Origin of the sequence: Sorangium sp. So ce296 (assembly GCF_051529605.1) — a bacterium.
In the GTDB taxonomy this organism is placed as follows: domain Bacteria; phylum Myxococcota_A; class Polyangia; order Polyangiales; family Polyangiaceae; genus Sorangium; species Sorangium cellulosum_D.
The window spans coordinates 9,041,417-9,068,046 of record NZ_CP150325.1 but is presented as its reverse complement, the minus strand read 5'-3'; the positions used below and the strand labels follow the sequence as shown (position 1 = coordinate 9,068,046).

General features: G+C 72.8%; 27 protein-coding genes. 13 read left to right on the top strand and 14 right to left on the bottom strand.

The features are described 5' to 3' along the window. Nucleotides 1-207 precede the first annotated feature (207 nt). Nucleotides 208-1,242, top strand: a complete 1,035-nt coding sequence (locus WME98_RS33585) for a putative zinc-binding metallopeptidase (RefSeq protein WP_437945776.1) — start codon at nucleotides 208-210, stop codon at nucleotides 1,240-1,242. Here WME98_RS33585 and WME98_RS33580 read toward each other — a convergent pair. Next, nucleotides 1,230-2,201, bottom strand: a complete 972-nt coding sequence (locus WME98_RS33580; RefSeq protein ID WP_437945775.1) for a D-alanine--D-alanine ligase family protein — start codon at nucleotides 2,199-2,201, stop codon at nucleotides 1,230-1,232. The genes WME98_RS33585 and WME98_RS33580 overlap by 13 nt on opposite strands. A 247-nt stretch (nucleotides 2,202-2,448) precedes the next feature. On the opposite strand from WME98_RS33580, the gene otsB reads away from it, so the two are divergent. Further along, nucleotides 2,449-3,255 (top strand): trehalose-phosphatase, encoded by an 807-nt coding sequence (gene otsB / locus WME98_RS33575; RefSeq protein ID WP_437945774.1) that lies wholly within the window; start codon nucleotides 2,449-2,451, stop codon nucleotides 3,253-3,255. A 64-nt stretch (nucleotides 3,256-3,319) separates the two neighbouring features. Further along, nucleotides 3,320-4,165: a PPK2 family polyphosphate kinase gene (locus WME98_RS33570; protein WP_437945773.1), complete on the top strand. Its 846-nt coding sequence runs from the start codon at nucleotides 3,320-3,322 to the stop codon at nucleotides 4,163-4,165. Between the two features lie 9 nt (nucleotides 4,166-4,174). Here the strand turns inward: WME98_RS33570 and WME98_RS33565 are convergent, their stop codons facing one another. Then, the gene (locus WME98_RS33565) at nucleotides 4,175-4,645 is read right to left on the bottom strand and encodes a hypothetical protein (protein ID WP_437945772.1); all 471 of its coding nucleotides are present in this window, start codon (nucleotides 4,643-4,645) and stop codon (nucleotides 4,175-4,177) included. Nucleotides 4,646-5,412: 767 nt separating this feature from the next. Here WME98_RS33565 and WME98_RS33560 point away from each other — a divergent pair. The 3 genes from WME98_RS33560 to WME98_RS33550 all read left to right on the top strand — a co-directional run bounded on the left by WME98_RS33560 (nucleotide 5,413) and on the right by WME98_RS33550 (nucleotide 7,452). Next, on the top strand, nucleotides 5,413-5,535 hold the full coding sequence (locus WME98_RS33560; RefSeq protein ID WP_437945771.1) for a hypothetical protein: 123 nt from the start codon (nucleotides 5,413-5,415) through the stop codon (nucleotides 5,533-5,535). A gap of 99 nt (nucleotides 5,536-5,634) precedes the next feature. Further along, nucleotides 5,635-6,471 (top strand): DUF692 domain-containing protein, encoded by an 837-nt coding sequence (locus WME98_RS33555; RefSeq protein ID WP_437945770.1) that lies wholly within the window; start codon nucleotides 5,635-5,637, stop codon nucleotides 6,469-6,471. 42 nt (nucleotides 6,472-6,513) lie between these two features. Then, the gene (locus WME98_RS33550) at nucleotides 6,514-7,452 is read left to right on the top strand and encodes a hypothetical protein (RefSeq protein WP_437945769.1); all 939 of its coding nucleotides are present in this window, start codon (nucleotides 6,514-6,516) and stop codon (nucleotides 7,450-7,452) included. On the opposite strand, the gene WME98_RS33545 is transcribed toward WME98_RS33550, so the two are convergent. The 3 genes from WME98_RS33545 to WME98_RS33535 all read right to left on the bottom strand — a co-directional run bounded on the left by WME98_RS33545 (nucleotide 7,449) and on the right by WME98_RS33535 (nucleotide 9,074). Continuing rightward, nucleotides 7,449-8,315 (bottom strand): SDR family oxidoreductase, encoded by an 867-nt coding sequence (locus WME98_RS33545; protein WP_437945768.1) that lies wholly within the window; start codon nucleotides 8,313-8,315, stop codon nucleotides 7,449-7,451. The two genes, WME98_RS33550 and WME98_RS33545, sit on opposite strands and share 4 nt — an antisense overlap. Nucleotides 8,316-8,508: 193 nt before the next feature. Continuing rightward, complete coding sequence (locus tag WME98_RS33540) at nucleotides 8,509-8,943, bottom strand: GNAT family N-acetyltransferase (RefSeq protein WP_061622845.1); 435 nt, start codon at nucleotides 8,941-8,943, stop codon at nucleotides 8,509-8,511. Continuing rightward, a complete protein-coding gene (locus tag WME98_RS33535) occupies nucleotides 8,943-9,074 on the bottom strand; it encodes a hypothetical protein (protein ID WP_437945767.1) in 132 nt (43 codons plus the stop codon). The genes WME98_RS33540 and WME98_RS33535 overlap by 1 nt, the downstream gene beginning before the upstream one ends. A gap of 151 nt (nucleotides 9,075-9,225) precedes the next feature. Here WME98_RS33535 and WME98_RS33530 point away from each other — a divergent pair, with 151 nt between their 5' ends. From WME98_RS33530 to ylqF, 5 genes are all read left to right on the top strand, one after another. Further along, nucleotides 9,226-10,005: an endonuclease/exonuclease/phosphatase family protein gene (locus tag WME98_RS33530; protein ID WP_437954051.1), complete on the top strand. Its 780-nt coding sequence runs from the start codon at nucleotides 9,226-9,228 to the stop codon at nucleotides 10,003-10,005. Between the two features lie 250 nt (nucleotides 10,006-10,255). Further along, nucleotides 10,256-12,031, top strand: a complete 1,776-nt coding sequence (locus tag WME98_RS33525; protein ID WP_437945766.1) for a protein kinase domain-containing protein — start codon at nucleotides 10,256-10,258, stop codon at nucleotides 12,029-12,031. Between the two features lie 118 nt (nucleotides 12,032-12,149). Then, nucleotides 12,150-13,847, top strand: a complete 1,698-nt coding sequence (locus tag WME98_RS33520; RefSeq protein ID WP_437945765.1) for a rhomboid family intramembrane serine protease — start codon at nucleotides 12,150-12,152, stop codon at nucleotides 13,845-13,847. A 145-nt stretch (nucleotides 13,848-13,992) separates the two neighbouring features. Continuing rightward, nucleotides 13,993-14,715 carry a DsbA family oxidoreductase gene (locus WME98_RS33515; RefSeq protein WP_437945764.1) on the top strand — a complete coding sequence of 241 codons (723 nt, stop codon included), beginning with the start codon at nucleotides 13,993-13,995 and terminating at the stop codon, nucleotides 14,713-14,715. 32 nt (nucleotides 14,716-14,747) lie between these two features. Next, nucleotides 14,748-15,644, top strand: coding sequence for a ribosome biogenesis GTPase YlqF (gene ylqF, locus WME98_RS33510; protein ID WP_437945763.1), 897 nt, complete (start codon nucleotides 14,748-14,750; stop codon nucleotides 15,642-15,644). A 44-nt stretch (nucleotides 15,645-15,688) separates the two neighbouring features. Here ylqF and WME98_RS33505 read toward each other — a convergent pair whose 3' ends face one another. Beyond that, on the bottom strand, nucleotides 15,689-16,261 hold the full coding sequence (locus tag WME98_RS33505; RefSeq protein WP_437945762.1) for an NADPH-dependent FMN reductase: 573 nt from the start codon (nucleotides 16,259-16,261) through the stop codon (nucleotides 15,689-15,691). A 346-nt stretch (nucleotides 16,262-16,607) separates the two neighbouring features. Between WME98_RS33505 and WME98_RS33500 the strand changes: the two genes are divergently transcribed. Then, nucleotides 16,608-17,531, top strand: coding sequence for a DUF808 domain-containing protein (locus tag WME98_RS33500; protein WP_437945761.1), 924 nt, complete (start codon nucleotides 16,608-16,610; stop codon nucleotides 17,529-17,531). A gap of 83 nt (nucleotides 17,532-17,614) precedes the next feature. On the opposite strand, the gene WME98_RS33495 is transcribed toward WME98_RS33500, so the two are convergent. From WME98_RS33495 to WME98_RS33470, 6 genes are all read right to left on the bottom strand, one after another. Next, nucleotides 17,615-18,043: a DUF3037 domain-containing protein gene (locus WME98_RS33495; RefSeq protein ID WP_437945760.1), complete on the bottom strand. Its 429-nt coding sequence runs from the start codon at nucleotides 18,041-18,043 to the stop codon at nucleotides 17,615-17,617. Beyond that, nucleotides 18,024-18,899, bottom strand: coding sequence for a HipA family kinase (locus WME98_RS33490; RefSeq protein WP_437945759.1), 876 nt, complete (start codon nucleotides 18,897-18,899; stop codon nucleotides 18,024-18,026). The genes WME98_RS33495 and WME98_RS33490 overlap by 20 nt, the downstream gene beginning before the upstream one ends. A gap of 675 nt (nucleotides 18,900-19,574) precedes the next feature. Continuing rightward, nucleotides 19,575-20,783, bottom strand: coding sequence for a hypothetical protein (locus WME98_RS33485; RefSeq protein WP_437945758.1), 1,209 nt, complete (start codon nucleotides 20,781-20,783; stop codon nucleotides 19,575-19,577). A 310-nt stretch (nucleotides 20,784-21,093) separates the two neighbouring features. Then, a complete protein-coding gene (locus WME98_RS33480; RefSeq protein WP_437945757.1) occupies nucleotides 21,094-21,519 on the bottom strand; it encodes a hypothetical protein in 426 nt (141 codons plus the stop codon). Between the two features lie 398 nt (nucleotides 21,520-21,917). Next, nucleotides 21,918-23,090, bottom strand: coding sequence for a hypothetical protein (locus WME98_RS33475; protein WP_437945756.1), 1,173 nt, complete (start codon nucleotides 23,088-23,090; stop codon nucleotides 21,918-21,920). Between the two features lie 360 nt (nucleotides 23,091-23,450). Further along, a complete protein-coding gene (locus WME98_RS33470; protein WP_437945755.1) occupies nucleotides 23,451-23,921 on the bottom strand; it encodes a hypothetical protein in 471 nt (156 codons plus the stop codon). A gap of 210 nt (nucleotides 23,922-24,131) precedes the next feature. Between WME98_RS33470 and WME98_RS33465 the strand changes: the two genes are divergently transcribed. Next, nucleotides 24,132-24,590 carry a hypothetical protein gene (locus tag WME98_RS33465; RefSeq protein ID WP_437945754.1) on the top strand — a complete coding sequence of 153 codons (459 nt, stop codon included), beginning with the start codon at nucleotides 24,132-24,134 and terminating at the stop codon, nucleotides 24,588-24,590. Nucleotides 24,591-24,629: 39 nt separating this feature from the next. Here WME98_RS33465 and WME98_RS33460 read toward each other — a convergent pair whose 3' ends face one another. Further along, nucleotides 24,630-25,817, bottom strand: coding sequence for an MFS transporter (locus WME98_RS33460; RefSeq protein ID WP_437945753.1), 1,188 nt, complete (start codon nucleotides 25,815-25,817; stop codon nucleotides 24,630-24,632). A 155-nt stretch (nucleotides 25,818-25,972) separates the two neighbouring features. Beyond that, nucleotides 25,973-26,518 (bottom strand): dihydrofolate reductase family protein, encoded by a 546-nt coding sequence (locus tag WME98_RS33455; protein ID WP_437945752.1) that lies wholly within the window; start codon nucleotides 26,516-26,518, stop codon nucleotides 25,973-25,975. Nucleotides 26,519-26,630 lie beyond the last annotated feature (112 nt).

Here is a 26,630-nt window from a genome sequence, read left to right as displayed (position 1 = left end):
GCGATCGTCGGAGACCGTCAGCAACGAGCAACGCCCGTGCCGCGCCGCCGCGCGCCGCTCGGCGAGGCCGGCCGCGCGCGCGCTGCTGCCCCGGCAGCAACCGGTGGTGATCCGCTGCTCCGGCGCCAGCAGGACCGCGCCGTCGCGCGCCCGATCGGCCGCCCGCGACGGCGGGCGCCCGCGCCGGCGCGGCGGTATGCTGGCGCCATGGCCGCCGCCGCTCCCCCCGACGAGCCCGCCTTTCACGAGCCCGCCCTCGGGCCGGTGCCGCTCCGGGATCTCGGCCTCACCATCGCGGGAACGCGCCTCGAGGCGATCGTCGCGGAGTTCACGGCGGAGCTCGAGCTCGCCGGGCTCCGCCGGGTCCGCCCGCGATTCTACCTCTCCACGGAGTGGGGAGTCCCGTTCAACACGATCTCGATCGGCATCCCGTTCTACCTGGCGAGGCCCGACCTGACGGCGCTCCACGGCGCGCGCACGGGGCATGTCGAGGGCGTCTCCCGGGCGGATTGCCTGCGTTACCTCCGCCACGAGATGGGGCACGTCGTCAATTACGCGTATCGACTGTACGGCGAGCCGGAGTGGGTGGAGCGCTTCGGCCCGATCGACGCGCCCTACCACGAGAGCTACCGGCCGATCCCGTTCAGCCGCCGGCATGTCGTCCACCTGCCCGGCTGGTACGCGCAGAAGCACCCGGACGAGGACTGGGCAGAGACGTTCGCCGTCTGGATGACGCCCGGGCGCGCGTGGCGGGTCGAGTACGCCGACTGGCCCGAGGCGCTCGCCAAGCTGGAGTACTGCGATCGCGCCATGGCCGCGCTGCGCGAGCGCGACCCGGTCGTGACCGACGACGCGCTCGACGAGGACGTCGCCGAGCTCGGCACGTCGCTCGACGAGTATTACGGCGCGGCGCTCCCCGGCGACGGCGAGCTGCCGCGGGGCTTCGACGGCGCGCTGCGGGCGATCTTCGACGAGCTCGACGCGCCGGACGAGGCGGGCGCGGAGCGGCCGGCCGCGGCGCTCATCCTGGACATGGAGCGGGAGCTCGTCGCCAGCGTCTACCGCTCGACCGGCCATTTCCCCGAGGCGACGCGGCCGCTCGTGCGCCACCTCGCCGGGCGCGCGGGCGAGCTCGGGCTCGCGTACCGCGCCGTGAACGAGCGGACGGCGGTGATCGCCTTCGCGGCGCTCGTCACGGCGCTCGCGATGAACCACGTGCGCACCGGCAGCTACTTCGCGTAGCGCTGCATCGCCAGGTCGACGATCCGCTGGACGAGCGCGTCGTACCCGATGCCGGCCGCGGCGGCGGCCATGACGAACTCCCCCGAGGCCTCGAGGTAGCAGCTCGCGTTGACCTCGATCACGTAGATGTCGCCGGCCTCGGTGAGCCGGAGATCGACCCGGCCGTAGTCCTTCACGCGGAGCGCCCGGTAGGCGTCGAGCGAGACCTTCTGGAGCCTCGCCCGGAGCTCGTCGGAGAGCTCCGCGACGACGGCCTTCGTGCCCTTGTACTCGGCGCTCTGCTCGTCGAACTTCGCCTTCTGATCGAGGATGTGCGGCCGCCCCTCCGGGAAGCCGGTGAAATCGATCTCGATCGGCGGGAGCGCCGTGGGCTGCGCGTTGCCGAGGATCCCCACGTAGAGCTCCCGCCCCTCGATGAACTCCTCGGCGAGGGCCGAGTCGTCGCACTCCTCGTGGATGGCGAGGACCCGCTTCATGAGGGATCGGGCGTCGTGGACGAGGCCGTTCCTGTCGATGCCGATCGACGCGTCCATGCGGAGCGGCTTGACGAACAGGGGCATGTGCAGGTTGCCCCCGGTCTCGAAATCCGCGTCCTTGGAGAAGACGGCGAACTTTGGATAGAGGATGCCCTCGAAGGCGAGGATCTTCTTGGAGAGGCCTTTGTCCTGCGCGAGCGAGAGCTCCGCGGGGCCGGCGCCCGTGTAGCGGAGGCCGAGCATGTCGAGCAGGCCGACCACGGAGACGTCGCCGAGCACGTTGTCGCCGAACATCTCCATGAGGTTGAAGACGAGATCGGGGCGGGCGCGCGAGAGGGCGGAGACGAGCCTCGCGACGTCGCCGTGCTCGGCGATGACCGACACCTCGTGTCCGCCGTTCCTGAGCGCCCGGGCGACCTGCTCGACCACAACATCCGGCTTCTGGTCCGGGGCCTCGATGTACGTGAGCACGACGATGTTCATGGCAGGGCTCGGCGCCGCGTCGACGCACTCGACGCCGTCGACGTCGTCGACGTCGTCGACGCATGAGCATGAAGCGAGCCAGGCTCGATCCGCGGAGAGAACGAGAGGAAACCGCCCCTCGCCGGCGCCTCACCCGCGTGGCGCAACGTCGCAGAGGGGCGATTTGCCGCTCTGGAGCGGAGGCTCTACCGACCTCTGCAGTTCGAAGATCCTCATCGGGCCTGGCCGCGGTAGAATCGGGAACAGCATGGACGTGAGCCAGCTCATCGAGCGCGCGGCGGCAGCGCCGTCGTTGCTCCTCGCGACGGACTTCGACGGGACCATCTCCGAGATCGCCGCGGTGTCGGGCGGGGCGGTCGCGGAGCGGGGCGCCATCGAGGCGCTCCAGGCGCTCTCCGGCGCGCCGGGGACGACGGTGGCGCTGGTGTCGGGCAGGACGATCCACGACCTCGCGGCGCGCACGGCGGCGCTCGAACCGGCGTGGCGCGTCGGCGAGCACGGGGCCGAGATCGCGGCGCCGGGCGGGGCGCTCGTCTACGAGGCGGAGGCGCCGGCCGAGGCGCTCGACGCGCTGGAGCGGGACGCGGAGGAGATCGCGCGGCGCGTCCCCGCGTTCTGGGTCCAGCGCAAGCGGTGCTCGATCGCGCTCCACTGGCGGCTCGTCTCGGCGGAGGATCGGCCGGCGGCGTTCGACGCCATCGAGGCGTGGTCGGGCGCGGCGCGGCGGAAGGGGCTCGTGGTCATGAAGGGGCGCAGCATCCACGAGGCCAGGGACGCCGCGCACGACAAGGGCGGCGCCCTGGCCTTCCTGCTGGCGCGGCTGCCGCCGGGGACGCTCGTGGTCTACGCGGGCGACGACACGACCGACGAGCCGGCGATCGCCTACGCGCGGGCGAACGGGGGCGTGGGGGTGTACATCGCCTCCGCCGAGCGGCCGGACGCCGCGGTCGAGCCCGACCTGACGCTCGGCGACCCCGGGGCGTGGATCGCCCTGCTCAAGGAGCTCGCGGCGCGGCGCCGCGGCCTGGCGAGCGCGGCGCTGCGCCCGGCGTGAGGGGGCCGCCGCGCGGCGTCGCTCCAGGGGAGGCGCCCGGGCCGGATCGTGTAGGCTCGCGGGCATGCCCATCACGCGACTCACGAAGCCCGATTCGAAGTTTCGCCTCGAGGACGTCTCGACGGACCCGCCCCGCGACGCGACGAAGCAGGAGGCGGCCGAGCGGCTCCACGAGCTCGGCAAGGAGCTGCTCGAGCTCCAGGAGCTCATGTGGGGCGCGCGGACGCACAGCGTGCTCATCGTGCTCCAGGGCCGCGACGCGGCCGGCAAGGACGGCGCGATCAAGAACGTCGTCGGCGCGCTGAACCCGCGCGGCGTGAGCGTGAGCTCGTTCGGCGTGCCGACGAAGGAGGAGCGGGAGCACGATTTCCTGTGGCGGATTCACCGGCACGCGCCCCGCGCGGGGGAGTTCGCCATCTTCAACCGCTCTCATTACGAGGACGTGCTCGTCGTGCGCGTGCACGACCTGGCGCCCAAGTCGCTGTGGGGCGAGCGCTACGACCACATCAACGATTTCGAGGAGCTGCTCGCCGAGCACGGGACCATCGTGATCAAGTTCTTCTTGCACATCAGCAAGAAGGAGCAGGAAAAGCGGCTCCTGGAGCGCGAGGAGAGCCCCTCGACCGCCTGGAAGCTCAACGTGAACGACTGGAAGGAGCGGGAGGTCTGGGACGAGTACACGGAGGCCTACGAAGACGTCTTCCGGCGCTGCTCCTCGCGGTATGCGCCCTGGTGCATCGTCCCGGCCGACGCCAAGTGGTACAGAAACCTGGTCGTCGCCGAGGCCGTGGCCGAGGCGATGCGGGAACACCGCGACGACTGGCTGAAGACGCTCGAGCGGAACGGGAAGGAAGGCCGCGAGGAGCTCGAGGAGTACCGCCGATCGAAGGGCGTGCGGCACAAGGGGTGAGCGGGCAGCTCAGGACGACGCGCGGGGCCCGCCCACGTCGTCGGGGACCACGAGCGGCCGGCGCCTGAACCACGGTACCGTGCGCCGGCCCACGCCCTCCCAGGTCGCGACATCGGAATAGGCGTGCGTCATCGTCGCGCCGATCAGGAGGTTTGCGACGTTGACGGCCATCTGCAAGAGCCTGGACCGGATCAGCAGGTGGGCCTCGGCGCGCGGGCAGTTCTTCTTCAGCCACTCGGTCATCTGGTCGCGAAAATCGGTGTCCATCCTGGGCGACTCGAGCGCGTCCACCATGTAGATGCACCGCTGGAATTGCCGGATCTGCCGCTCGCCGTCCTCAATGACGTGGGGCGCGAACTCTCCGATCTGGAGATCGCGACAGACGTAGAGCATCAGGCCCTTGCCGAGCTCGTAGCTCCGCATGACGCCGCGGTAGTCGACGTAAAGCCAGCTCTGCTCCTCGATTCTCTGCTTTTTCATGGGGCACCGCCCGTCCCCGCGTACGCGCGGAACCGGCCCACCGCGCCAGTGTAGGCGTTGGATGAGGCTGCGTCATGGACGTTGGCGGCCCGGGGCGTGGGCAGGATGCGTGGCGCTCGGCCGTGGCGAGCCGAGCAGCGCCCTCGCCACGGGCCGTGAACTAGCCGCCTGCGGGTCTGCGGAGGGATCTGCCGAGCTCGCCCGTCACGCGCGGCTGACCCCGAGCGCCGATGGCGTACGGCGCTCCGTTCCCGCGGCGCGGTGGCGCTCCCGGCAGCAGCGGCCGCGCTCGGCGCTCGCGCGGCCCGGGGGCGGCTGCCGCACGCACCTCTCCGAGGTCACCGCTGCGACCACGCTCGGCGAGCCTCCCTCGGCAAGGCTCTGCCCTCACCTGCGGGACTTTGCATTCCCGAGCAAGACGTTGCCCTCCTCGGCGGGGCTCGAACGGGCGAGCTGGTCACGGCGGCCCGTCACGTCCGCCCCTGGCTCTCCCGCGACGTCCAGCGGTGAGCTCCGCCGATCCAAGCCGTTCCCCGGCCGTTTCACCGCCGCCATCGCCGTGCGTGAGCCACGGCGCCGGGCCGATCCTCACGGCTCTGCATGCACGCCTGGCACGCCGCTCCTCCAGCGGCACGGCGCTTGATTGGGCTTCTGCGCGGACCGAACGTCGGTAGGGGTGAAGCGGCGGGCCTCAGTCCGCACGAGGCGCCTGCCGACCTGTCCGTGACCGAGCAGGACGACCTGCGTCGAACGAAGGAGAGAATGAGATGAACACAGACACCAGCGGATTCGATCTCGAGATGATCACACCTGACGACCTCACCGAGCTGGAGGTGAGGGAGGTCTCGTTGTGTTGTCGTTGCTGCTACGGCCGCGTGAGCGACGAGTGACATGAGCGGCAGGGAGGCGCGCCCCCTGCCGCCGGCGCCCAGGCAGCGCTCGCCGCGCTGCCTGGGCGCCTCCTTTTCCCTGCGCGCGAGGATCTGCTCATGAGTGTGAAGCCGAGATTCGACCTGCCGCGCATCGGCGTTGGGCTCGCCTACCGGCCCTGGTTCGTGCGCGGGCTCAAAGAACACCGCGATCGTATCGACTGGATCGAGATCTGCGCGGACCACTACATCGACCGGACAGAGGGGCGGGTCGCGCGCGCCGTCGAGCTGAGCCAGCGTCTCCCCATAGCGCCCCATGGCCTCGAGCTCTCCATCGGCACCGACGCGCCGCTCGACGTGGATTACTGCCGCGACGTCGCGCGCCTCGCGAAGGCGGTCCGCGCCCCCTGGTACAGCGATCACCTCTGCTTCACGCAGGTCTCCCAGATCGAGCTCGGCCAGCTCACGCCGATCGCGTTCTCCGAGCCCGCCGCGGCGCGCTGCGCGGCCAAGGCACGGCAGTTCCAGGAAATGCTCGGGGTCCCGTTGCTCCTCGAGAACATCGCCTATTACCTGGCGATCCCCGGGGGCACCATGACAGAGGCGGATTTCATCAGCAAGGTCGTGAACGACGCCGATTGCGGCATCTTGCTCGATCTCACGAACCTGTACATCAACGCCCAGAACCTCCACTATGATCCGTATGAGTTCATCGACCGCATCCCGCTCGAGCGCGTCGTGCAAGTCCACCTGGCCGGCGGAGCTTACGAAGAGGGGATGTGGATCGACACGCACAGCCACCCGGTCGACAGGCACCCCGAGGTCTGGGACCTGCTCGACTATCTCTGCCGGAGAGCGCCCGTGCGCGGCATCCTCATCGAGCGCGACGCGAATCCGCCGGAGAAATTCGACGAGATCCTGGAAGAGGTCGAGCACGCGAGGGCCGTCTGGGCGTGAGGCGAGGCTCGCGCAGCCGCTGGGTAGACGATGGATCATGCCATGAATGACGTGACAGAGGGGCGGGCGATGGATACGGACCAATCAGCGTTTCAGACGGCGTTCGCGCGGCTGCTCACCGATCCCGAGGCGTTCGAGCAGTTTTACGACGACCCGGCGCGCTTCGCCGAGGAGAGCGCGCTGAGCCCCGGACAGCTGTCCGCGCTCCAGTCCCTCGACAAGGACCGGCTGCGCTGGATCGCGGGTTCGCTGAGCGTCAAGCGCTTCTTCCTCGTCGAGACGTACTTCCCCGCCACGTTCGCGCTGCTCCGGCGCCGCAAGGCGTTGTCGAAGGTGCAGCGGAGCCTCATCGCGACCTACCGCCCGATCAAGTCCGAAAGCCTGATTCGCGCGTTTCGCGACGCCCTCTGGTTCGCCGAGATCGTCGAGCGGCAACTCGACCGAGGGGAGCTCAATATCCCCTACCTCACCGACGTGATGCGCTGCGAGCGCGCCGAGTTCATGCTGTGGTCCGACGCCGCGAGCGCCGCGAGCGCGGACGATTTCAGGTCGCGGAACGCGTCGAGGCCGAGCGTCACCGAGGAGGAGCTGCTCGACGGCGCCGTGCGCGCGGGCCGGCACGTCGAGCTGCACGAGCTCTCGTGCGACGTCTTGCCGTTCATCCAGGCGCTCGTCGACGGCAAGGCGCCGCCCGATCCGGTGCCCGCGCCGACGCTGATCCTGTTCGGGAGGATCGCGGTGGCCGATCGCGTCCAGAAGGCGCGCGTCGGGCCGTTGATCAAGTCGTTCCTCACCCGCGCCGGCGGCGGAAAGCCCACCCGGGAGATCCTCGCGGAGATGCTCGGACCCGAGGCCGATCCCGCCGCGCGGGCAGCCGCCGAGCGAGATTGCTGCCGAGCGCTGCAGAAGCTCTACGCGCTGAACTTCGTGACGATCGAGGAGCGCGCCGGGCCGAGCGCGCGTCGACGATCTCTCGGCTAGCTCCCGCCTGCGAGCGCCTCGAACCAGGCGCGCAGCGGCCGTGTGCCGCGCGCGGGCGCGACCGAGTCGGACGTCATGACGGCCGCCGCGAACTCCAGCAGATCCGACAGCCGCGGATGGATGCCCTCGAGCAGCACGCTCGTGGACCGGAGCACCCCCGCGGGGACGTGCACGATGAGCCCCTTCTTGCCGACCGCGTCGAACGCCAGGCGCATCACCTCGTCGCGCGTCATGACGTCGGGCCCGCCCACGGGCACCACGTCAGGCCCCCCGGCGAGCACCTCGGCGAGCGCCTCGGCGACGTCCGCGGGGTGCACCGGGTTGGTCCTCGCGAGGCCGTCGCCGGGCACCGTGCCGACGCCGGCGCGGGCCATCGCGATCATGTCGTTCAGCGCGGAGTAGATGCCGGTCGGGCGCACGAACGAGAACGAGAGGCCGGAGGCGCGAATGCGCTCCTCCATCTGGAGGTGGGCGGCCAGATAGCGGGTGTGGGCATAGCCGGGGCCGGGGTGCGCGGAGAGGTAGACGAAGCGCTTCACCCCGGCCCGCTTCGCCGCCTCGAGCAGGTGCGTGTTCGCCACCACGTCGACGTCGTAATAGCTCCTGCGCTCGCGCAGCGTCATCGAGACATTCGCGCCGAGACACGACACGACCGTATCGACGCCATCGAGCGCGCCGGTCACGGCCCCGGGCTCCGCCGCGTCGGCGACGACGACCTCCGAGGCGAGGCCGCGGATCCCCGCGGCGTTGCCCTCGGCGCGAGAGAGCGTGCGCACGAAGTGACCCCGGCCGCGGAGCAAGCGCAAGAGCTCGGAGCCGACCGCGCCCGTGGCGCCGGCGAGGAGGATCCGCTGCACAGTCATCGGGTCACCCGTTCCTTTCGAGCGCGGCGCCCGGGAGCGCCCCGCCCCTCGCCCGCGCGGCCGCGCAGCGATACAAGCCTTGCCAGCATGTCGGCGTCGACGTCAAGGATCGCGCGATCTGCCGCGGACTGGCGCGAGTCACGGCGGCTCCGGCGGGCGCGCCGCGCGCGCCCGCCGCGACTCCACAGCGAGCTCAGGTCATCCGCCTGACCATCCGGGTGTGCGGAATGCCTGCCTCGTCGAAGATCGGCCCCTCCTCGACGAAGCCGAGCTTGCGATAGAACGGCGCGGCGGCGACCTGGGCGTTCAAGACCAGCGCGCGCGCGCCCTGCGCGGCGGCGACGCGGATCGCCTCCTCGAGCAGCCGCCGCCCGAGGCCGGTGCCGCGAAGATCCTTCCTGACGGCGACGCGGCCGACCTTGAGGGCGTCCCCGTACGGCACGATCCGCATCGTCGCGACGACCTCGTCGCCGTCCAGGACCACGAAATGCTGCGCGCCCTCGTCGAGCTCGTCGACCTCGATGTCCGCGGGCACGGCCTGCTCGACGACGAAGACCTCGTACCGCAGGCGGAGCGCGCCGACGTAGAGCGGCGAGTCGCTGCGGATCGGGAGGATCTCGCCGGCCATCAGGCGCCCTCCAGGGCCGCGGAGGGAGCCCGGCCCGCAAGGCCCGCGCGCGCCGCGGCGGCCGCCCCGGCGATGATGGCGAGGGCGGCGCGCTGCGCTGCCCACAGGAGGCCTCGTTGCTCGATGCTCATCGTCCTATCCATGAATCCTGCACGTCGAGGCCCGGCCCCGCGCCCGGCCGTGCCGGATTCGTGCGCTGTCGCCGGCGCCGCGTCCACCGGATTCAGCGCGCGCTGGAGCTGCTCTGCTCGGACGAGCTAGCCTGATCCCACCGTGAAGATCATGACCTTCAACATCCTCTCCGGCGGCGAGGATCGCTTCGAGGCGATCCTCACGATCGTCGCCGCCGCGCGCCCGGACCTGCTCGTCCTCCAGGAGTGCGTCGGCTGGGAGGACGGCGCCCGGCTCCGGGCCGTCGCCGAGGCGGTCGGCGCGCCCCCGGGCGAGCGGCACGCCGTGCTCGGGAGCGCCAACCCGCGGCCGAGCGGCCGGCGGAACCACGTGGCCGTCGTCAGCCGGGCGCCGCTCGTGAAGGCGCGCGTGCACGCGCCCGAGGTGCTGGCCCACTGCCTCGTCGAGCTCGAGCTCGAGCTCGAGCTCGCCGGCGAGCCGCTGCTCGTGCTCGGCACCCACCTCAACGCCGGCAGCGAGGACCGCCGACTCGCCGAGGCGCGCTGGCTGCTCTCCCTCGTGCCGCCCGCCCGGTTCGCCGCGGGCCTCTGGGCGCTCGCCGGCGACCTCAACGCGATCTCGCGCCGCGACCCCTACCCCGCAGACCTCGACGCGCGCCTCGCGGCCGCGGGCATCGAGAAGTACGGGAGCCCGCCGCGATTCGACACGATGGACACCCTCGAGGCGTTCGGCTGGACCGACGCGCTGCGCCTCCGGCCGCGCTCCCCGCGCTGGGCCACCGCGCTGCGCGGCCGCGCCGGCGCGCAGGTCGAGACGCGGACCGACTACGTGCTGCTCTCACCGCGGCTCTCCGGCCGGCTCGCGCTCGCCGACGTCATCGACGTCGGCGCCGCGTCCGACCACCACGCGGTCGTCGCCGAGATCGCCTGACGCCGCCGGGCGCGCGCGATCCACGCGCCCTCTCGTCCGCGCACGGCAATGGCGGAGCACGGTTCGAGCAGGGCGCGGACCTGCGCGCCGCGCGCCCGTGCGACCCGATTGAATCCGAACAACACCACTGCAAGATCACAGGCACGCTCGCCGTCGCTCGCGCGAGACCAGCGGCCGACGGGGTTGAATCGGCCTGGCCTCGCGTGACAGACCCGGAGCGGTCCGCTAGGCCATCACTTCGGCCCGCGCCATGGATTCACCCTACGGCCTGCACGCTGGCACCCTCATCGGCGGCGATTTCGAGGTCGTGCGCCCCCTCGGCTCGGGCGGCATGGGCAGCGTGTACCTGTGCCGCCAGCACAGCACCGCGCGCGAGCGCGCCGTGAAGGTCATGCACCCGGTGCGCGCCACCGACCCCGAGGAGCGCCGCCGCTTCGAGCGGGAGGCGCGGGCGCCTGGGCTCATCGGGTCGCCGCACATCGTCGAGGTGCTCATCGCCGGCGTCGACGCGGCGTCGGGCCTGCCCTACCTCGCGATGGAGCTGCTCCACGGCGAGACCCTCTCGGCGCGCGTCGAGCAGAGCGGCCCGCTCCCGGTCGCCGAGGCGCGCCGCGTCCTCGAGCAGCTCGGGCGCGCGCTCGAGGCCGCGCACGGCGCGGGCATCGTCCACCGCGACCTCAAGCCCGAGAACGTCTTCCTCGAAGAGGCCGAGGGCGGCGCCGCGCCGCGGGTCAAGCTCCTCGACTTCGGCATCGCCAAGGTCATCGCCGACGCGCGCACCTCGACGACGGGCGCCCTGGGCACGCCGCTCTGGATGGCCCCCGAGCAGGCCCACGTGAGCTACGCGGCGCTCCCCCAGAGCGACGTCTGGGCGTACGGGCTCGTCGCGTTCTTCGCGCTCGCGGGCCAGCTCTTCTGGCGGGGCCGAGAGCTCCCGGCGCTGCTGCGCGAGGTCCTGATCGAGCCCATCCCCGCCGCGAGCCGGCGCGCGGCCGAGCTCGGGCTGCCGCCCCTCCCCGCCGGGTTCGACGTATGGTTCTCTCGCTGCGTCGAGCGCGACCCGTTCGCCCGGTTCACGAGCGCCGCCTCCATGTGGCCCGCCCTCGAGCGCCTCCTCGACGCCGCGCTCGAGGCGCCGGCGGGGGCCGCGGCGTCCCTCGCCGCGGAGGCGCGGCGCCGCGGGTCGTCGTCGCCGCCGGCCGCGTCCGCCGCCGACGTCGGCGCCGAGGAGAGGCCCGCGCCGGTCGACGCGTACGGCAGCACGATCACGTTCCCCGGCCTCCGGGACCGCGACGAGCGGACCGCGGAGGCCGCCGAAGGCGAGGCGACGGGCGATCGCCGCGGAGGCGGCGAGGCCCCCGCGGCGGCGCCCGGCGAGCCCCGCGCCGCGGGAGCGCCGCGCCTGGAGGCGCCGCGGGCAGACGCGCAGCGGCCGAGGAGCGCGAGCTCCGTCCCGCCGCCGACGCCTGTCGAGGTCCGGCCGCCCGGCAGCGCCGCGATGCCGCGCGTCCGGGGCGGCGGCGGGACGGAACGGCCGCTCGTCCACGCGCTGGACGACGATCACTGCATCGCCACCTGGAACGGCGTCCTCTTCCAGATCTGGCGCGGGCGCACCACCGAAGCGGCGGTGCGCGGGGTCCGCCGCGTCCTGCGCGAGCACGGCGGCCAGCTCCAGGCGACGCTGGTCATCCTCGAGGAGCACACCATCCCGGCGGGGCCGGAGGTCCGGAGCTCGCTGGCGGAGCTCTCGAGGGAGCTCGCGGCCCACGGGATGTGCGCCGCGCTGGTGTTCGAAGACCACGGCTTCCGGGCGTCGCTGATGCGCAACGTGGCCATCGAGTTCATCCTGCTGAGCCGCACGCGGCTCCGTTACGAGGTGTTCAGCGCCATGAAGGACGCCTTCGCCTGGCTCATGCGCAACCGCCCGAAGCTCGACTGGCTCAGGGAGCTGCCGGCCGTCACGGAGGCGCTCCGCCGCGAGGCGGCGGCGCGCGGGGCGCGGGCGGCGTCGACCTCCCTGCGGTGAGCCCGGGCGCGGCGGCCCAGCGCGCGCGGAGCCGCGCGCCGGGCGCGCTTCGCGACCCAGCGCGCGCCGCCTTTCCGCTACGCTCTCCGCGCGATCGATCGCAGGAGGAGGAGACAGCGTGGTGGAGCAGCCGAGCATGGACCGCGCGTTCGGGGACGAGACGGTGGATCGGCGCGACCGCCTGCTCGCGGCGCTGCTCCGCGGGCCGGACGCCTTCGTGCTCCTCCGCTGCGACGCGGACGTGGCGGAGCTCGTCGCCGGGGCGGCGCCCCTCCGGCTCCTGCTCGTCAGGGCGGCCGACGACGCCTCGGCCGACGAGATCCGCGCCCGGATCGAGCCCCTGGTGAAGGCGGTGCGCCCCGGCGGGCCGCCCGCGCACTTCGTCGTGGTGGGCGGCGGCGCCGCCGCCGGCCGGGCCGCGCTCGCCAAGGCGGCGCCGCTCGTGCAGCCCGTGCGGATGGGCTTCCACCACCTCGACGCGGCGGGCGCGCTCGCGCGCGTGAAGGGGCCCGCCCTGCCGGCCCTCGAGGAGGCCCACGGGCGCCTCGCCGAGGTGGGCCCGCTCGGTCCCGACGGGATCGCCCGGGCGCTCGAGGAGGGGCAGGCGCTGGCGCAGCAGGAGCGCGCGATCGTCGACAGGCTGACGGGCAGCCGCAGCGTCACGACGACGCTCGTGATCGCGTGCGCCGCGCTCCTCGCCGTGAGCTACCTCTTCGGCTCGGGCACCCACGAGGCGGCGCTCTGGCGCATGGGCGCCAACAGCGGCGAGGCGGTGCGCCGCGGCGAGCTCTACCGGCTCCTCGCGTCGGCCTTCCTGCACGCCGACCCGATCCACCTGTTCGTCAACATGCTGGCGCTCTGGTCGTTCGGCCCGATGCTCGAGGCGCTCCTCGGCCCGCGGCGGTTTCTCCTGCTCTACGCGGCGTCGGCGCTGGGCGGGTCGGTCGCGAGCGCGATGCTGGAGGAGCGGTGGAGCGTCGGCGCGTCGGGCGCGATCTGGGGCCTCATGATGGCGGGCATCGGCGTCGCGCTGCGGCCCCACGGGCTCCTGCCCCCGGCGATGATCGCGCAGATGCGCAGCCGCGCGTGGTGGCCGCTGGGGCTGAACCTCGTCTACAGCTTCCAGCCCGGCGTCGACCTGCTCGCGCACCTCGGCGGCGGCGTCGTCGGCTTCGCGCTCGTCGTCACGGTGCTGCCCCGCGGCCTCCTGCCGGTCGAGCAGCGCGCGCGCGCGGCGGACGCGGAGCCGAGGCCGCGCCCCCTCCTCACGGCGGCGGCCGCCCTCGCGGCCGCGGCGATGGCGGCGTCCGTGGCGGTGGCGCTCGTCGCCGGCCGCCCGTGGGCGCTCGGCGCGCCGCCGGCGCTGACGCGCGTCGCGGTCGCGGACACGGGCGTCGCGCTCGACCTGCCGGAGACGCTCGCGAAGGTCACGGCCGTGGAGGACCTGAACGGCATCCCCTTCCACACGTACGGACGGCTGCCCCAGACGCCGGTCGTCTTCCAGATCGCCGTCTTCCCGCTGGACGGCGAGGTGCCGCCCGATCAGGTCGACGCGCTCCTCGAGCAGGAGCGCAAGACGCTCGACGAGCACCGGCCGGCGAACACGGTCAAGAAGGGCCCGGCGGAGCGCGTCGATCTGGGCGGGCGACCCGCGGTGAGCGTCAGGAACGAGCTCAAGAACGGGGTGCAGATGGTGAGCTACATCGTCGTGCTCGGGGGCCGGGAGGTGGTCCTCCAGGCCTACTCGACGATGAACCGGCCGGTGTCCTGGGCGGGGATCGAGGACAAGGTGGCATCGACGATCGCGCTCCAGTGAGGCGCGACGCCCCGCGGCCGGCGGCGCCCGCGGCGAGCGGACGACCAGGCGGAGGCCTCCCCTCGCTTCCCTCGCGCCCCTCGCCCTTGCCGCCCGCGACGAACGCGCCTGGCCGGGGGCGCAGCGGCGACCTACCTTGCTCGCCATGACGAAGAAGCTCCGTGTCGATGTCTGGTCCGACATCGCGTGCCCGTGGTGCTACGTCGGCAAGCGCCGGCTCGAGGCCGCGCTCGCCAGGTTCCCGCACCGGGATGCCGTCGAGGTCGTCTGGCGCGCGTTCGAGCTGGACCCCGCGGCGAAGCGCGTCCTCGGCGCGGAGGTCTCCTACGCCGAGCGGCTCGCGAGGAAGTACGGCGCGTCGGTCGCCAAGGCCGAGGCGATGATCCGGCAGATGACCGAGGTGGCCGCGGCGGACGGGCTCGACTTCCACTTCGAGAAGGTCCGGCCCGGCAACACCTTCGACGCGCACCGCGTGCTGCACCTCGCGGCCGAGCGCGGCGCCCAGGGCGCGGTGAAGGAGCGGCTGCTCCGGGCCTACATGACCGAGGGCGAGGCGATCGGCGAGCCGGAGGTGCTCGCGCGCCTCGCCGGCGAGGCGGGGCTCGACCCGGCCGAGGTCCGCGAGGCGCTCGCGGGCGACGCCTTCGCGGCCGAGGTGCGGGCCGACGAGGCCGAGGCGCGGGCGATGGGCGTCACGGGCGTCCCCTTCTTCGCCTTCGGCGGGCGGTACGGCGTCTCCGGCGCGCAGCCGGCGGAGGCGCTCCTCGGCGTGCTCCAGCGGACGTGGGACGAGGCGGCCGGCGAGCCCGACGCGTCCGACCCGATGCTCGCCGAGGGGGCGGCCTGCGGCCCGGACGGGTGCGCGTGAGCCGCCGGGCGTGATAGAGAGCTCCGCGGCGGATGGCGATTCAATGGTATCCCGGCCACATGACCAAGGCTCGGCGCCTGATCGCCGAGTCGATGCCGTCGCAGGACGTCATCATCGAGGTGCTCGACGCCCGCATGCCGCGGGCCAGCGAGAACCCCGTCGTGGCCGAGCTGCGCGGCCAGAAGCCGTGCATCAAGGTGCTGAACAAGAGCGATCTGGCGGACCCGGCCGTCACGACGGCGTGGCTGCGCCACCTCGAGGCGGAGCACCCGGCGCCCGGTGAGGCGCCGCCGGGGGGCAAGGTGCTCGCGATCGCGATCTCCGCGACCCAATCGTCCGAGGCGCGGCGCCGGATCCCGGAGCTCTGCAAGCGCCTCGTGCCCCCCAAGAACGGCCCGGGCAAGGTGGTGCGGGCGATGATCGTGGGGATCCCCAACGTCGGCAAGTCGACGCTCATCAACACGCTCATGGAGCGCAAGGTGGCCAAGGTCGGCGACGAGCCCGCGGTCACCAAGAGCCAGCAGCTCGTCACCTTGAAGAGCGGCATGGCCATCTCGGACAACCCGGGCATCCTGTGGCCGAAGATCGACGACGAGGCGGCCTCGTTCCGCCTGGCCGTGGGCGGGGCGATCCCGGACACGGCCATCGACTACCAGAGCGTCGCCCTCTTCGCGGCGGGGTACTTCCTGCGGCGGTATCCCGAGCTCCTCGTCGCCCGCTACAAGCTGAAGGAGCTGCCGGAGACGGCCTCCGCGCTGATCGAGGAGATCGGCCGCCGCCGCGGCTGCCTGCGGAGCGGCGGCGCGGTGGACCTGCACAAGGCGTCGGACATCCTTGTCCACGACTTCCGCGCCGGGCGCCTCGGGCGCATCAGCCTGGAAGAGCCGCCGGGGCTGGAGCCGCCCTCGGGCATCGAGGAGAGCGCCTGAGCGGCGGCGCGGCGCTTCTTCAGCCGCGGCGCCGCGCCGCCGCGCTACGCCGCCCGCCCCGCCGCGACCTGCTTCGCCTGGACGATGGCGCTGGCGAACCAGAGGTACTCGTCCAGGAACCGCGCGGTCGACTTCGCGATCGGCTCGCTCTTCACCTCGAGCGCCTCGTCGAACGCGTTGTGGACCTCCGAGACGAGCAGCTTCGTGGGCATCGCGAAGGCCCCGAGGCTCAGGACGACGTGCTGCAGCTGGGTCGACGCGTTGATGCCGCCGAGCTTCCCCGCGGAGACCGCGGCCACGCCGATCGGCTTCCGGTTGAACTCCTCCCAAAAGTAGTCGAGCGCGTTCTTCAGCACGCCCGAGAAGCTCCCGTGGTACTCCGGCGTCACGAACACGAGCCCGTCCGCGGCGCGGAGGCGCGCGCTCAGGGCCTGGACCCGCGCCTCCACCTGCGCGCTCCGGGTGGCGTGCCCCTCCAGGATCGGCAGCGGGTCGTCGGCCAGGTCGATCAGATCGGCCGCGACGCCCCGCTCCTTCAGCGCCTTCTCCAGGTGCAGCGCGACCTTGTGCGACTGCCTTCCGACCCTCGTGCTGCCAAGCAAAATGCCTATCTTCATGACGGCTCCTCCAGCCAGGAACATGCCCTCAGGGTAAGCTGGCGTGTCCATTCCGTCAGCTGACCCTCCAACGCGTTGGACAGTGTCCAATCCGTCGTCCAGGCGCGCCCTCGCGCCCTCGTGGACGGCCGGCGCCGTTCACGGACCGCGCGGCGCGGGTGGACATGGCGGAGAAGGGCGCGTGCGCGGAGCGTCGCCCGGGGAAAGCCGCGCGTGGTAGGCTCGCCGGTCGACGCGAACGGCTAAGTTCTTCGACCGGCGACCGCCGGCGCCGCTACCATGCCCGCCGCGACGGCCGCCTCTCGGCGCCGCCGCTCACCCCATCCCCCGACGAGGACCTCACTCCATGGCCGGAAGCAGCCTGCTCGCCCTGATCGACGACATCGCCACCGTGCTGGACGACGTGGCCGTGCTGACCAAGGTGGCCGCCAAGAAGACCGCCGGCGTGCTGGGCGACGACCTGGCGCTGAACGCCCAGCAGGTGACCGGCGTCACCGCCGACCGCGAGCTGCCGGTCGTGCTGGCCGTGGCCAAGGGCTCGCTGATCAACAAGGCCATCCTAGTGCCGGCGGCGCTCGCGATCAGCGCCCTCGTGCCCGTGGCCATCACCCCCCTGCTGATGCTCGGCGGCGCCTTCCTCTGCTACGAGGGGTTCGAGAAGGTCGCGCACAAGCTGCTGCACGCCGAGCACGAGGAGGAGGCCCGCCACGCCGAGCGCGTGCACGCGCTCTCCGACCCGAAGATCGACCTCGTGGAGTTCGAGAAGGAGAAGATCAAGGGCGCGGTGCGCACCGATTTCATCCTGTCGGCCGAGATCATCGCGATCACGCTGGGCACCGTGGCGGACTCGAAGTTCGGCACGCAGGTCGCCGTGCTGGCCGGCATCGCCCTGATCATGACGGTCGGCGTCTATGGCCTCGTCGCCGGCATCGTCAAGCTCGACGACGCGGGCCTCCACCTGAGCCGCCAGGGCGACGCGTTCCAGCAGTCGCTCGGCCGCGGCATCCTGAAGGCGGCGCCCTGGTTGATGAAGGGCCTCTCCGTCGCCGGCACCGCGGCGATGTTCCTGGTCGGCGGCGGCATCTTGACGCACGGCGTGCCGTGGCTCCATCACCACATCGAGGACATGACCCGCGGCGTCGGCCCCGTGCTCGGCGCGGTGGTGCCGTCGCTGGCCAACGCGGTCGTCGGCATCGTGGCCGGCGCGGTGGTGCTGGGCGTCGTCACCGCGGTGAAGCGGGCGCTGGGCCGCGACGCGCACGAGCCCTGATCGCACCCCGCGAGGGCGCCCGGCTCCTCGCCGCCGCGGCGGGGAGAAAGGCGCGCCGCGCGAAGAAAGGCGCGGCGCGCGGGTCAGCCCTGTCCTGGCCGCACCAGGGCCGCGAGCAGCCGGTCGAGGGCCGCGGCCGGGTCGGCGCCGAGGCCGGCGTGGACGCGCGAGGGCTGGACGATGGTGCTGGCCGGGGACACCACCCAGCCGAAGCGCTCGACCTGGGGGAGCCCGGCGACGTACCCGCACGCCGGATCGCCGGCGCAGACGCGGCGGATGAAGTCGAGGTGGCCGCGGACCGCCTCGAGGTCGAGCGCGGGCCAGAGGGCGAGCAGGCGCCGCTCGTCGGGCTCGCTCCGCGCCTCGAGGAACCCCCGCGCGCGGCAGAAGACGACCACCCCGACGTTGACGCGCTCGCCGCGCTCCACGCGCGGGACGACGCGCAGCACGGCGTAGTCGAAGGCGTCCGCGGCGTCGCGCGCGCGGGGCGGGCTACCGTCGGGTGCGGGCACCGAGCGCCTCCTCGACGAAGCCCCGCGGCGACGCGAGGCGGTGGGTGAGGTACGCGGCGTACTTGGCGCGCCGCGCGTCGACGCTCGGCACGCTCGGCGCGGCCGAGGGCGCCGGAGCGTCGTCCTCGGCGAGGCTGGTGAACGCCGACGCGCGCCGCTCTCCGACCAGCCGGACCGGCGGCTCCGGCTCGACGAGCCACGCGTCCGGGATCGCGGCGACGATCTCCGCGATCCGCGCGGGGGTGAGGCGCGCGCTGAGCGCGGCGTCGGCGGCGGCGATGTCGCGGGCGAACGGGAGCAGCGCGTGGTTCTTGATGAGGGGGAACCGATCGGGCGCGTCGGCGAGCGGATCGGTCGTGTCGGTCCAGGCGTGGTGGACGTAGAGCGCGGCGCCGTGGTCGATGAGCCAGAGGCGGCGGTGCCACAGGAGCAGGTTCGGGTTCTTGGGGGTCCGGTCGACGTTGCTCACGAAGGCGTCGAACCAGACGACGGCCGACGCGAGCGCCGGGTCGAGCTCGGGGCCGACGAGCGGCTGGAACGCGAGCGACCCGGGCAGGTAGTCGAGCGCGAGGTTCAGGCCGGCGCTCGCCGAGAGCAGGTCCGAGAGCTCCGGGTCCGGCTCGGCGCGCCCGAACTCCGGATCGAGCTCCATGAAGACGATCTCCGGCACGGGCAGGCCGAGCGCGCGCCCGATCTCCCCCGCGACGAGCTCGGCGATGAGCGCCTTCGGTCCCTGGCCGGCGCCGCGGAACTTCAGCACGTAGAGGCCATCGTCGTCGGCTTCGACGAGGGCCGGCAGCGACCCGCCCTCGCGGAGCGGGGTCACGTAGCGGGTCGTGTGGACGGTTCGGATCATACGGACCTTGGCGTCGCGGCGGACAGCGCCCCTCGGGCCAGGCGGCGGTAGTTGACGACATCTCGGCGCTCTGTGCCAGCGCGTCGCGCTCTCTTTCGGCGAACGGCTGCGGCTGGCCTCCGCTGGCGCGGCGCTCTCCGCAGCAGCGGTGTGCCGGCATGAGCCTTGCCGAGCTGCCGCGGTCGCCCCGCGCGACGGCGGTCGAGCCCGGGGCGCGGAGGGCGGCCAGAAGAAAGGGATCTCGTGCATTCACGCATCTGGCTCATCGGGCCAGCGCTGCGTCCCGAGCGCCTGCGCCTCCGGCGAGGATTGCCCGGTCGACTCCACGTGCGATCTCGATGCGGGCCAGTGCGCGCGGAAGAGCTGCGCCGCCGACGCCGACTGCGCTGGCGATTGCGTCGATGGGATTTGCAGGGACGCGCTCGGCACGTGCGAAATCTGAGAGCGCTCGCCGCGGGCAGGCCGCCTCTCGCTCGCGAGACGACGCCGCGGCCTGCACCCGGCAGCTGGGGCGCAGCCACGTCGGTCACATCGGTCACATCAGTTACGTGAAACGGAGCAGCTCGGTGGAGCCGGGTCGCGCCGGAACGCGCGCCCGCGAGGATCGATCGAAGGCGGGCCGGGCGCCCGCTCCGCGCAGGAGCGCGGGAGCGGGCGCCGCAGGCCCTCCCTGGCTCACTCGGGGAGGTGATCCAGCCGCGAGCCCGTCACGGGCAGGTAGTCGCCGAGCAGGAATCCCTGCAGATCGGTCGTGAACTCGAACGGACCGATCACGTGAACGACCTCGCCGCTCGCGCCGCCGGCGCCGCCCTCGCCGCTCGTGCCGCCGACGCCGCCAGCGCCGCCGTCGCCGGTCGTGCCGCCAGCGCCGCCCTCGCCGCTCGTGCCGCCGATGCCGCCAGCGCCGCCGTCGCCGGTCGTGCCGCCAGCGCCGCCCTCGCCGCTCATGCCGCCGATGCCGCCAGCGCCACCGTCGCCGCTCGTGCCGCCAGCGCCGCCCTCGCCGCTCATGCCGCCGACGCCGCCGGCGCCACCGTCGCCGCTCGTGCCGCCAGCGCCGCCCTCGCCGCTCATGCCGCCGACGCCACCAGCGCCGCCTTCACCGCTCGTGCCGCCGGCGCCGCCCGTGCCGCCACCGGCGCCGCCCTCACCGCCCGTGCCGACGGGCCTCGTGACGGTGATGGAGTCGACATAGACCACGGTCGGATTGGCCCAGGGCCCCATGGCGCCCGCATCGACCTTGATGCCGATGCGCTGCACCTGGGTCTTGTCGAACGCCTCGGCACCTTCAACGGCGGCGGCGGCATCGACGTCGATGGTGAGCTCCGTCCAGTCGCCCAGCGCGCTGAGGTCCGTCCACCCCCAGGGGACGCCGACCCAGCCCTGGGCCCCCCCGTTCTGCACGTACGTCTGCACGCCACCGCCGGTGCCGGCGTGAACCTTCACGCGGTACGTGACCGTCGCGCCGGTCAGGTCGATGAGCCCCGGGAAGTCGAACTGGAACAGCGTCCCCGTGCTCGCCTCGGTGAGGGGCACGGCCAGCCGAGCGCAACCCGAGCAGCTCTCTTCCGGCCCAGGACCGATGTCCGGAGCGGCGCCCCCGCCGCCTTCGTTCGTGCCGCCTTGGCCGCCCTCGCCGCCCTCGCCGCCTTGGCCGCCCTCGCCGCCTTGGCCGCCCTCGCCGCCTTGGCCGCCCTCGCCGCCCTCACCGCCGGACCCCGTCGTGGTCGAGCTCGCGCTCGTCGAGCTCCCCGACGTGGTCGTGCTGGACGAGGTGCCCCCGCCGGCGCCGCCGTTGCCGCCGTCGCCATCGTCGCCGCAGCCCGTGATGACGAACGCGCCGAACAGCAATCCACACATCGCCAAAGAAAGAACTGATCTCATCGCATCCTCTCTATCTATACCCATGAGGGGCCACGCGGCTGAGATCGCTGTTCTACGTACCTGCTCTGGCCGTACCCGAGCTCGCTCCGAACCCGCCGCGCGGGCGCGACGTTATCCCGAAGCCGGAATTTTCTCAACGGCGTATGTGGACATTTCCGAACCGCAGCGCTCGGCGCGCCGAACGAGCCTCGATCGTCGGCCGCGCCCCCAGCGCGGGAGTTCGCTGGAGCACCGGCGCAGAAACACAAGGCAGGAGCACGGACCGGACGCAGCGGGGCGCGCGGTCGCCGGCGCCGAGGGCGACGAGCGCTCAGGCCTGCTCGACGTTCTGCATCGGACCGCCGGCCGGGCCGGCCCCGACGTCGACGGCCCCGACGAGCCCGGCGGCCGGCGCGGAGAGGGCGCCGCGCTGGGCGGCGGGCTGGCCGGGCGGCGCCGCGCCGATGTCCCCGCCGACCACGCCGAGCTCCTCGTCGAGCTCGGCGTCCCGCTGCGCCTCGCGCTCTCGATCGCGCGAGACGACGACCTCCGCGACCGTACCGACGAGCGTGCCGATCACCGAGCCGGCGACGGCCCCGGGCGGGCCGGCGATCGCGCCCACCGCCGCGCCCGCCGCGGCCCCCGCGAGGGCCCCGGCGGCGGCCTTCGCGAGGCCGGAGGCGTGCGGAGGGACGCCCGCGGGCAACGGCGCATCGCCCCGGCGGCGCGCCTCACGATCGTTCTCGACAGCATCCAACGCGGTATCGTGCATGGCAATCACCCTCGCGGAGACCGAAGCCTCCCGCTGCGCGGGGGCGGCTCACGGTAGTTCCGTCATCGTGGTTCGTCAGTTCCTCGGTCCTCCCGGGTCAAAGCACGCACCGTGCCGCCGGGAGCCGCGCGCGGCGCCGCGCGCCCCTGCGCCTCCGCGGCGCGCCGCGCGGCGCGCGCGTGGCGCATTTCGCCCCAGCGAGCGCGTCGTGGCGCAGAGCGCGGCGCCCGCTCGAGGCCGCCCGGCGAGAATGGGATTCGGCTGGAAGGCGATCCGGTCGACGGCGCGAGGGAGGGTTCACCCGATCCGAAGGATCGATGCTTCAGCGCGCCTCGCGCGCTTCCGTGGTGAGGAGCAGCGGACGCCGCGGGGCTGGCCCGGGCTCAGTCGGCAAGGTGGAGCAGCGTCGAGCCTTCCACGGGCATGTAATTGCCGATCACCATCGGCTCCACGCTGGTCGTGAACTCGAACGGACCGACCACGTGAATCACCTCTCCGCTGGAGCCGCCTTCGCCGCCCGTGCCGCCTTCGCCGCCCGCGCCGCCGGCCCCGCCCGCGCCGCCCGCAGCGCCCGTGCCGCCTTCGCCGCCCGCGCCGCCGGTGCCGGCCGTGCCGCCCTCGCCGCCCGCGCCGCCGGTGCCGGCCGTGCCGCCCTCGCCGCCGGTCCCGGCCGCGCCGCCCTCGCCGCCGGTCCCGGCCGCGCCGCCCTCGCCGCCGGTCCCGGCCGCGCCGCCTTCGCCGCCCGCGCCGCCGGTGCCGGCCGCGCCGCCTTCGCCGCCCGCGCCGCTGGTGCCCCCCGCGCCGCCTTCGCCGCCCGCGCCGCTGGTGCCCCTCGCGCCGCCGACGCCGCTCGCACCACCCTCGCCGATCGCGCCGCCCGCGCCGCCCTCGCCGAACTCGTCGCGCGTGCCCCAGGCGCCGCGCGCAGCGCTCGTGCTCCCGCCCTTCGTGACCGTGATGGAATCGACGTAGATGACGGTCGGGTTGGCCCAGGGGCCCGTGTTGCCCGCGGTGATCTGGAGCCCGAGCAACTTGACCTGAGTGGGGTTGAAGAACGGAGACGCCGGGGCCAGCGCGTCGACATCGATCGTGAGGTCCGTCCACTCTCCCAGGCCGGCGACCGGATTCCATGTATAGCCGACGTTCGCCCAGAAGAGCTCAGCCCCATTTTGCACGAACGGCTGCAAGCCGCCGTTCGTGCCGGTGTGAGCCTTCACGCGGAACGTGACGACGGCGCCCGTCAGGTCGATCGCCTCGTCGAACCCGATGAAGAACTGCGTCGCCGTCCCCGCGCTCGTGAGCGGCACCGAGAGCCGCGCGCAACCAGGGCAGCTCTCGCTCGGGTCGGTGGTCCCGCCGCCGCCCTCTCCACCGCCGCCGCCGGAACCCCCCGTGCCCGTCGGGCTGCCGTTCCCGCCGGTCAACGTCGACGACGTGCTGGAGCCAGAGGGGCTCCCGCCGGCGCCGCCGCCGCCCGAGCCGTCATCGCCGCAACCCGTCGTGGCGAACGCACCGACCAGCAAACCGGTGACCGCCAAAGAATGAACGGTTCTCATTCAAGCCCCTCCTTGCCTTCATCCTACGAGGCTGCGTGGCGAAGCCGCCGTTCGCCTTCGCGGCCATCACCGCACCCGAGCTCCTCCGAGCCAGCCCCACACCCGGCGAGCGTATCTGGTGCCGAGCGCTTTCTCAACAGCACGGACGGCCAGATCCGTCGTCGAGAACACAACGCGATCGCGATCGCCGACGCTGGATCCGCTGCGGGGGCGGCAGCCACATCAGACCACCTGCGGAGTCGAGCCCGGAGCGCAGCGCGCCTGCCGGCGCCGGCGGTCGAGCGATCAGGGCTGCTTCGCCGTGGCGCGATCGCGTCGAGTCGAGAGCGGCGCCGTTCACGGGCCCCGCGCGGCGCGGGCTCAGCGCCCGCCCGAGGAGGGCGCCGCGGTGGGGTCGAGTAGCATCATGGCGATGGCGATGACATAGAACGAGAGGCCCACCAGCAGGAACGCGATGGCGACGCGGTAGATGGCGGTCTTGCGGTCGCGGTAGGCAAGCGAGACGAGGAGCCACCCGCGCATGTCGTGGCCGGGCTGCTGGGTGAGCCAGCGGATGTGCTGGACCCCCCAGACGATCAGGGTCGCGGAGAGCAGCACGGTCGCCACGCCAGCGATGATCAGCCCCTGCGCGGCGCGGCTGGTGCCGGCGATGAGGCGCCCCGAGAAGCCGGTCGTGGTGATGACGATGCCGCACAGGCCGATGAGCACCTGGGCGCGGTTATGGAGGACGGCGAACTGCCGCTCCAGGATCCCGTGCACGACCTCCCAGGACTCGGCGCCGACGAGCTTGATGAACCGGTCCGCCTCTTCCTCGCGCGCGACGTTCTTCATGACCGACGCCGTAGCACTCCGGCGCCCGCGCCTCATGCCGTCGCGCCGTCCATTCTGAGTATTCCACCATACCAGCCCAGCGCCGGCCGGCGATCGCGGCGCAACCATTGCGCGACGCGGGCACGACCGGGCCTTGCACCCCGGCGAGCGGGCTGGTTAACCTTGGCGGAAATGACCTTGGAGGTCGGGCTGGTCAACGAAATCTGCGCCATGGGTTGGGTCGACCGGCTCTATATCGCCGTGTGGCGAGGAAACGGCGTCACCGAGGCCCACACGTTCTATCGAGAGATGAAGGCCGGTATCGCGCGCTTCGGGTGGGGAATCGGCCACCTCGCCGTCATCGAGCCTGGCACCCCGCTGCCGCCGCCGGATATACGAAAGATCATCGTGCAGGTCTTCGATGAGGTCCCCGGCGCGGTGGGCGGCGTGTCCGTCGCGTGCGAGGGGCAGGGCTTCTTCGGGTCCGCCGTGCGCAGCGTGGCGACCGGGCTCATGATGCTGGCCAAGACGCCCGTCCCGTTCCGGCTCAGCGGGAGCGTGGTCGATTCGGCGGAGTTCCTGTCGACGCGCGTGGCCGCAGGCGCGACGCCGCTCGAGCCGGCGGCGGTCGTCAGCGCGGTCCAGGAGCTGAGGCACCGGATGCGCACGAGGCACGCCGAGTCGGCTTGATCCGCGCCCGGGCGCGGGGCGGCGCGGGCGGCGCGCCGCTCACGGCTGCTGCGGGCGCGCCGCGCGGGCGCGGAACAGGCAGAACGCCGCGATGGTGAGCGCCGCCATGAGCGCGCCGGAGACCCACAGCACGGGGCGGTGACCATAGCGATCGACGCCCATCCCGACGACGGGCGCGAGCAGCACGAAGGCGAGGCGGAACAGGAAGCTGCGGAGCGAGACGCAGCTCGCGCGATCGCCGTCTGGCGCGAGCCGCTGCTCTTCGTGGTGGAGCAGCGGCATGTGGAGGCCGCGCACGAACGTGAGCAGGAAGTAGAACGCGAACCCGAGCGCGTGATGGGAGATCGCGAGGCCGAGGTACCCGGCCGCCACCAGGGCGACGCACGCGAGCAGCGTCCCCGTCATGCCGAGGCGGCGGCCGGCGCGCTCGCTCAGCATCGCGCCGAGCGCGGTGGTGAAGCTGGCGACGGACCACATGGGGCCTATCCACGTGACCTCGGCGCCGGACTCGGTGGCGTACAGGGCCATGAGCCAGGTGGGCAGATACGACGCGAGCGCGAGCGCGACGCCGAGCAGCAGCACCGCGCGGAGGTCCGCGCGCTCGAGCAGCGCGTCGCGGACGATGGAGCGCATGCGGCCGAGGTGATCTTCGACCTTGGGGTGGGCGCGCTGGGTCTCGCCGAACCGGAGGGCGATGCCGAGGGCGAGCACCCACGCCGCGACCTCGATCACGAACGGCAGGCGAGACCAGCGCGCGTAGAGGAAGCCGGCGACGAGGGCGGCGCTGCCCGAGGCGACCTGGGCGATGGAGCGCATGCGGCCGTACCAGCGGGCGAACTCGTGCTCTTTGCCCTGCTCGCGGAGCGAGTCGTAGAGCAGCGCGGAGTCGGCGCCCGAGATGAGCGAGAACCCGACGCCGAGCACGAGCTCGGCGAGGATCACCGACCAGAGCGCGGGCGCGATCGCGTAGAGGGACCAGCCGAGCAGGACGCTGGAGGAGCCGAGCACGAGGGCGCGTCGATGGCCGAGGCGGTCGGCGATGTAGCCGGAGGGGAACTCGAAGAGCGCGATGCTCAGGTTGAACGAGGCCTGCACGGTCATCATCGTGGCCACGCTCATGCCGATGTCCCTGGTCCAGAACAGCGGGAAGATGGCCGCAGGGAACATCAACGAATGCACGCCGTAGTAGGCGCAGATGAGCCAGGGATTCCGCTGGACGGACGACATGACGGGAGGGGGGCGAGCTTACGACGCCGAGGCGCCCCGCGCGAGGCGGGTGTTCGTCGCGCGGCGCGGAGGCGTGGCTCCTCGCGCCTGCGCGGATTGTGACAGCACGAAAGAATGGCTCGGGCGTCCGACGTCGCGCGCCTGCGCGGAGCGCGCTATGCCGCGCGGCCGTATTTCACGTCGTACCTCAGGAGCTGCGCGCTGTTCGCGTACGGCTTCGAGTTGACCAGCGCCAGGGCGACCTTCCTGGTGCTGCCGCCGAAGAGGCGGACCCCGTGGCCGAGGACGATGGGATTCAGCTTGAGGACGAGCTGATCGATGAGCGCGTGATCCAGGAGGAAGCCGGCGAAGGCGCCGCCCCCGCAAAGGTAGATGTCCGCGCCGGGAGACGCCTTCAGCCCCTCGATGACGGCGACCTCGTCGCGATCGACGACCTGGACCTCGGCCCCCTCATCGAAGCGCAGCGTCCGCGAGAAGATGTGGTGCTCCATGTGCGGGTACGCCCGCTTGCCCGGGACGAGCCCGAAGGGATAACCCCACTCGTACGTCCTCTTCCCCATCAGGACGGTGTCATAGCCCTTCAGGCGCTCGACGTATTCGGCGACGTGCTCTCCCTCCATCAGGAAACCGTCGACCGAGCCGTCCTCATGCGAGATGAAACCGTCGAGCGACACCGCGACGTCGTAAACAATTTTTCTCATTCGATCCTCCTCGTTCTCGGAACCAACCTGCAGCGCGGACGAGCGCGTTCGTCCGCAGGCGCTGACGGACAGCGCCCTCACGGCACCACGGGCGTAGCTCCATCGCCGCGAA

What these genes read in the sequence shown, in the direction of transcription:
- WME98_RS33585 (WP_437945776.1), top strand. Translation starts at nt 208, where the DNA reads ATGGCCGCCGCCGCTCCCCCCGACGAGCCCGCCTTTCACGAGCCCGCC.
- WME98_RS33580 (WP_437945775.1), bottom strand. Translation starts at nt 2,201, where the DNA reads ATGAACATCGTCGTGCTCACGTACATCGAGGCCCCGGACCAGAAGCCG.
- otsB (WP_437945774.1), top strand. Translation starts at nt 2,449, where the DNA reads ATGGACGTGAGCCAGCTCATCGAGCGCGCGGCGGCAGCGCCGTCGTTG.
- WME98_RS33570 (WP_437945773.1), top strand. Translation starts at nt 3,320, where the DNA reads ATGCCCATCACGCGACTCACGAAGCCCGATTCGAAGTTTCGCCTCGAG.
- WME98_RS33565 (WP_437945772.1), bottom strand. Translation starts at nt 4,645, where the DNA reads ATGAAAAAGCAGAGAATCGAGGAGCAGAGCTGGCTTTACGTCGACTAC.
- WME98_RS33560 (WP_437945771.1), top strand. Translation starts at nt 5,413, where the DNA reads ATGAACACAGACACCAGCGGATTCGATCTCGAGATGATCACACCTGAC.
- WME98_RS33555 (WP_437945770.1), top strand. Translation starts at nt 5,635, where the DNA reads ATGAGTGTGAAGCCGAGATTCGACCTGCCGCGCATCGGCGTTGGGCTC.
- WME98_RS33550 (WP_437945769.1), top strand. Translation starts at nt 6,514, where the DNA reads ATGAATGACGTGACAGAGGGGCGGGCGATGGATACGGACCAATCAGCG.
- WME98_RS33545 (WP_437945768.1), bottom strand. Translation starts at nt 8,315, where the DNA reads ATGACTGTGCAGCGGATCCTCCTCGCCGGCGCCACGGGCGCGGTCGGC.
- WME98_RS33540 (WP_061622845.1), bottom strand. Translation starts at nt 8,943, where the DNA reads ATGGCCGGCGAGATCCTCCCGATCCGCAGCGACTCGCCGCTCTACGTC.
- WME98_RS33535 (WP_437945767.1), bottom strand. Translation starts at nt 9,074, where the DNA reads ATGAGCATCGAGCAACGAGGCCTCCTGTGGGCAGCGCAGCGCGCCGCC.
- WME98_RS33530 (WP_437954051.1), top strand. Translation starts at nt 9,226, where the DNA reads ATGACCTTCAACATCCTCTCCGGCGGCGAGGATCGCTTCGAGGCGATC.
- WME98_RS33525 (WP_437945766.1), top strand. Translation starts at nt 10,256, where the DNA reads ATGGATTCACCCTACGGCCTGCACGCTGGCACCCTCATCGGCGGCGAT.
- WME98_RS33515 (WP_437945764.1), top strand. Translation starts at nt 13,993, where the DNA reads ATGACGAAGAAGCTCCGTGTCGATGTCTGGTCCGACATCGCGTGCCCG.
- ylqF (WP_437945763.1), top strand. Translation starts at nt 14,748, where the DNA reads ATGGCGATTCAATGGTATCCCGGCCACATGACCAAGGCTCGGCGCCTG.
- WME98_RS33505 (WP_437945762.1), bottom strand. Translation starts at nt 16,261, where the DNA reads ATGAAGATAGGCATTTTGCTTGGCAGCACGAGGGTCGGAAGGCAGTCG.
- WME98_RS33500 (WP_437945761.1), top strand. Translation starts at nt 16,608, where the DNA reads ATGGCCGGAAGCAGCCTGCTCGCCCTGATCGACGACATCGCCACCGTG.
- WME98_RS33490 (WP_437945759.1), bottom strand. Translation starts at nt 18,899, where the DNA reads ATGATCCGAACCGTCCACACGACCCGCTACGTGACCCCGCTCCGCGAG.
- WME98_RS33485 (WP_437945758.1), bottom strand. Translation starts at nt 20,783, where the DNA reads ATGAGATCAGTTCTTTCTTTGGCGATGTGTGGATTGCTGTTCGGCGCG.
- WME98_RS33475 (WP_437945756.1), bottom strand. Translation starts at nt 23,090, where the DNA reads ATGAGAACCGTTCATTCTTTGGCGGTCACCGGTTTGCTGGTCGGTGCG.
- WME98_RS33470 (WP_437945755.1), bottom strand. Translation starts at nt 23,921, where the DNA reads ATGAAGAACGTCGCGCGCGAGGAAGAGGCGGACCGGTTCATCAAGCTC.
- WME98_RS33465 (WP_437945754.1), top strand. Translation starts at nt 24,132, where the DNA reads ATGGGTTGGGTCGACCGGCTCTATATCGCCGTGTGGCGAGGAAACGGC.
- WME98_RS33460 (WP_437945753.1), bottom strand. Translation starts at nt 25,817, where the DNA reads ATGTCGTCCGTCCAGCGGAATCCCTGGCTCATCTGCGCCTACTACGGC.
- WME98_RS33455 (WP_437945752.1), bottom strand. Translation starts at nt 26,518, where the DNA reads ATGAGAAAAATTGTTTACGACGTCGCGGTGTCGCTCGACGGTTTCATC.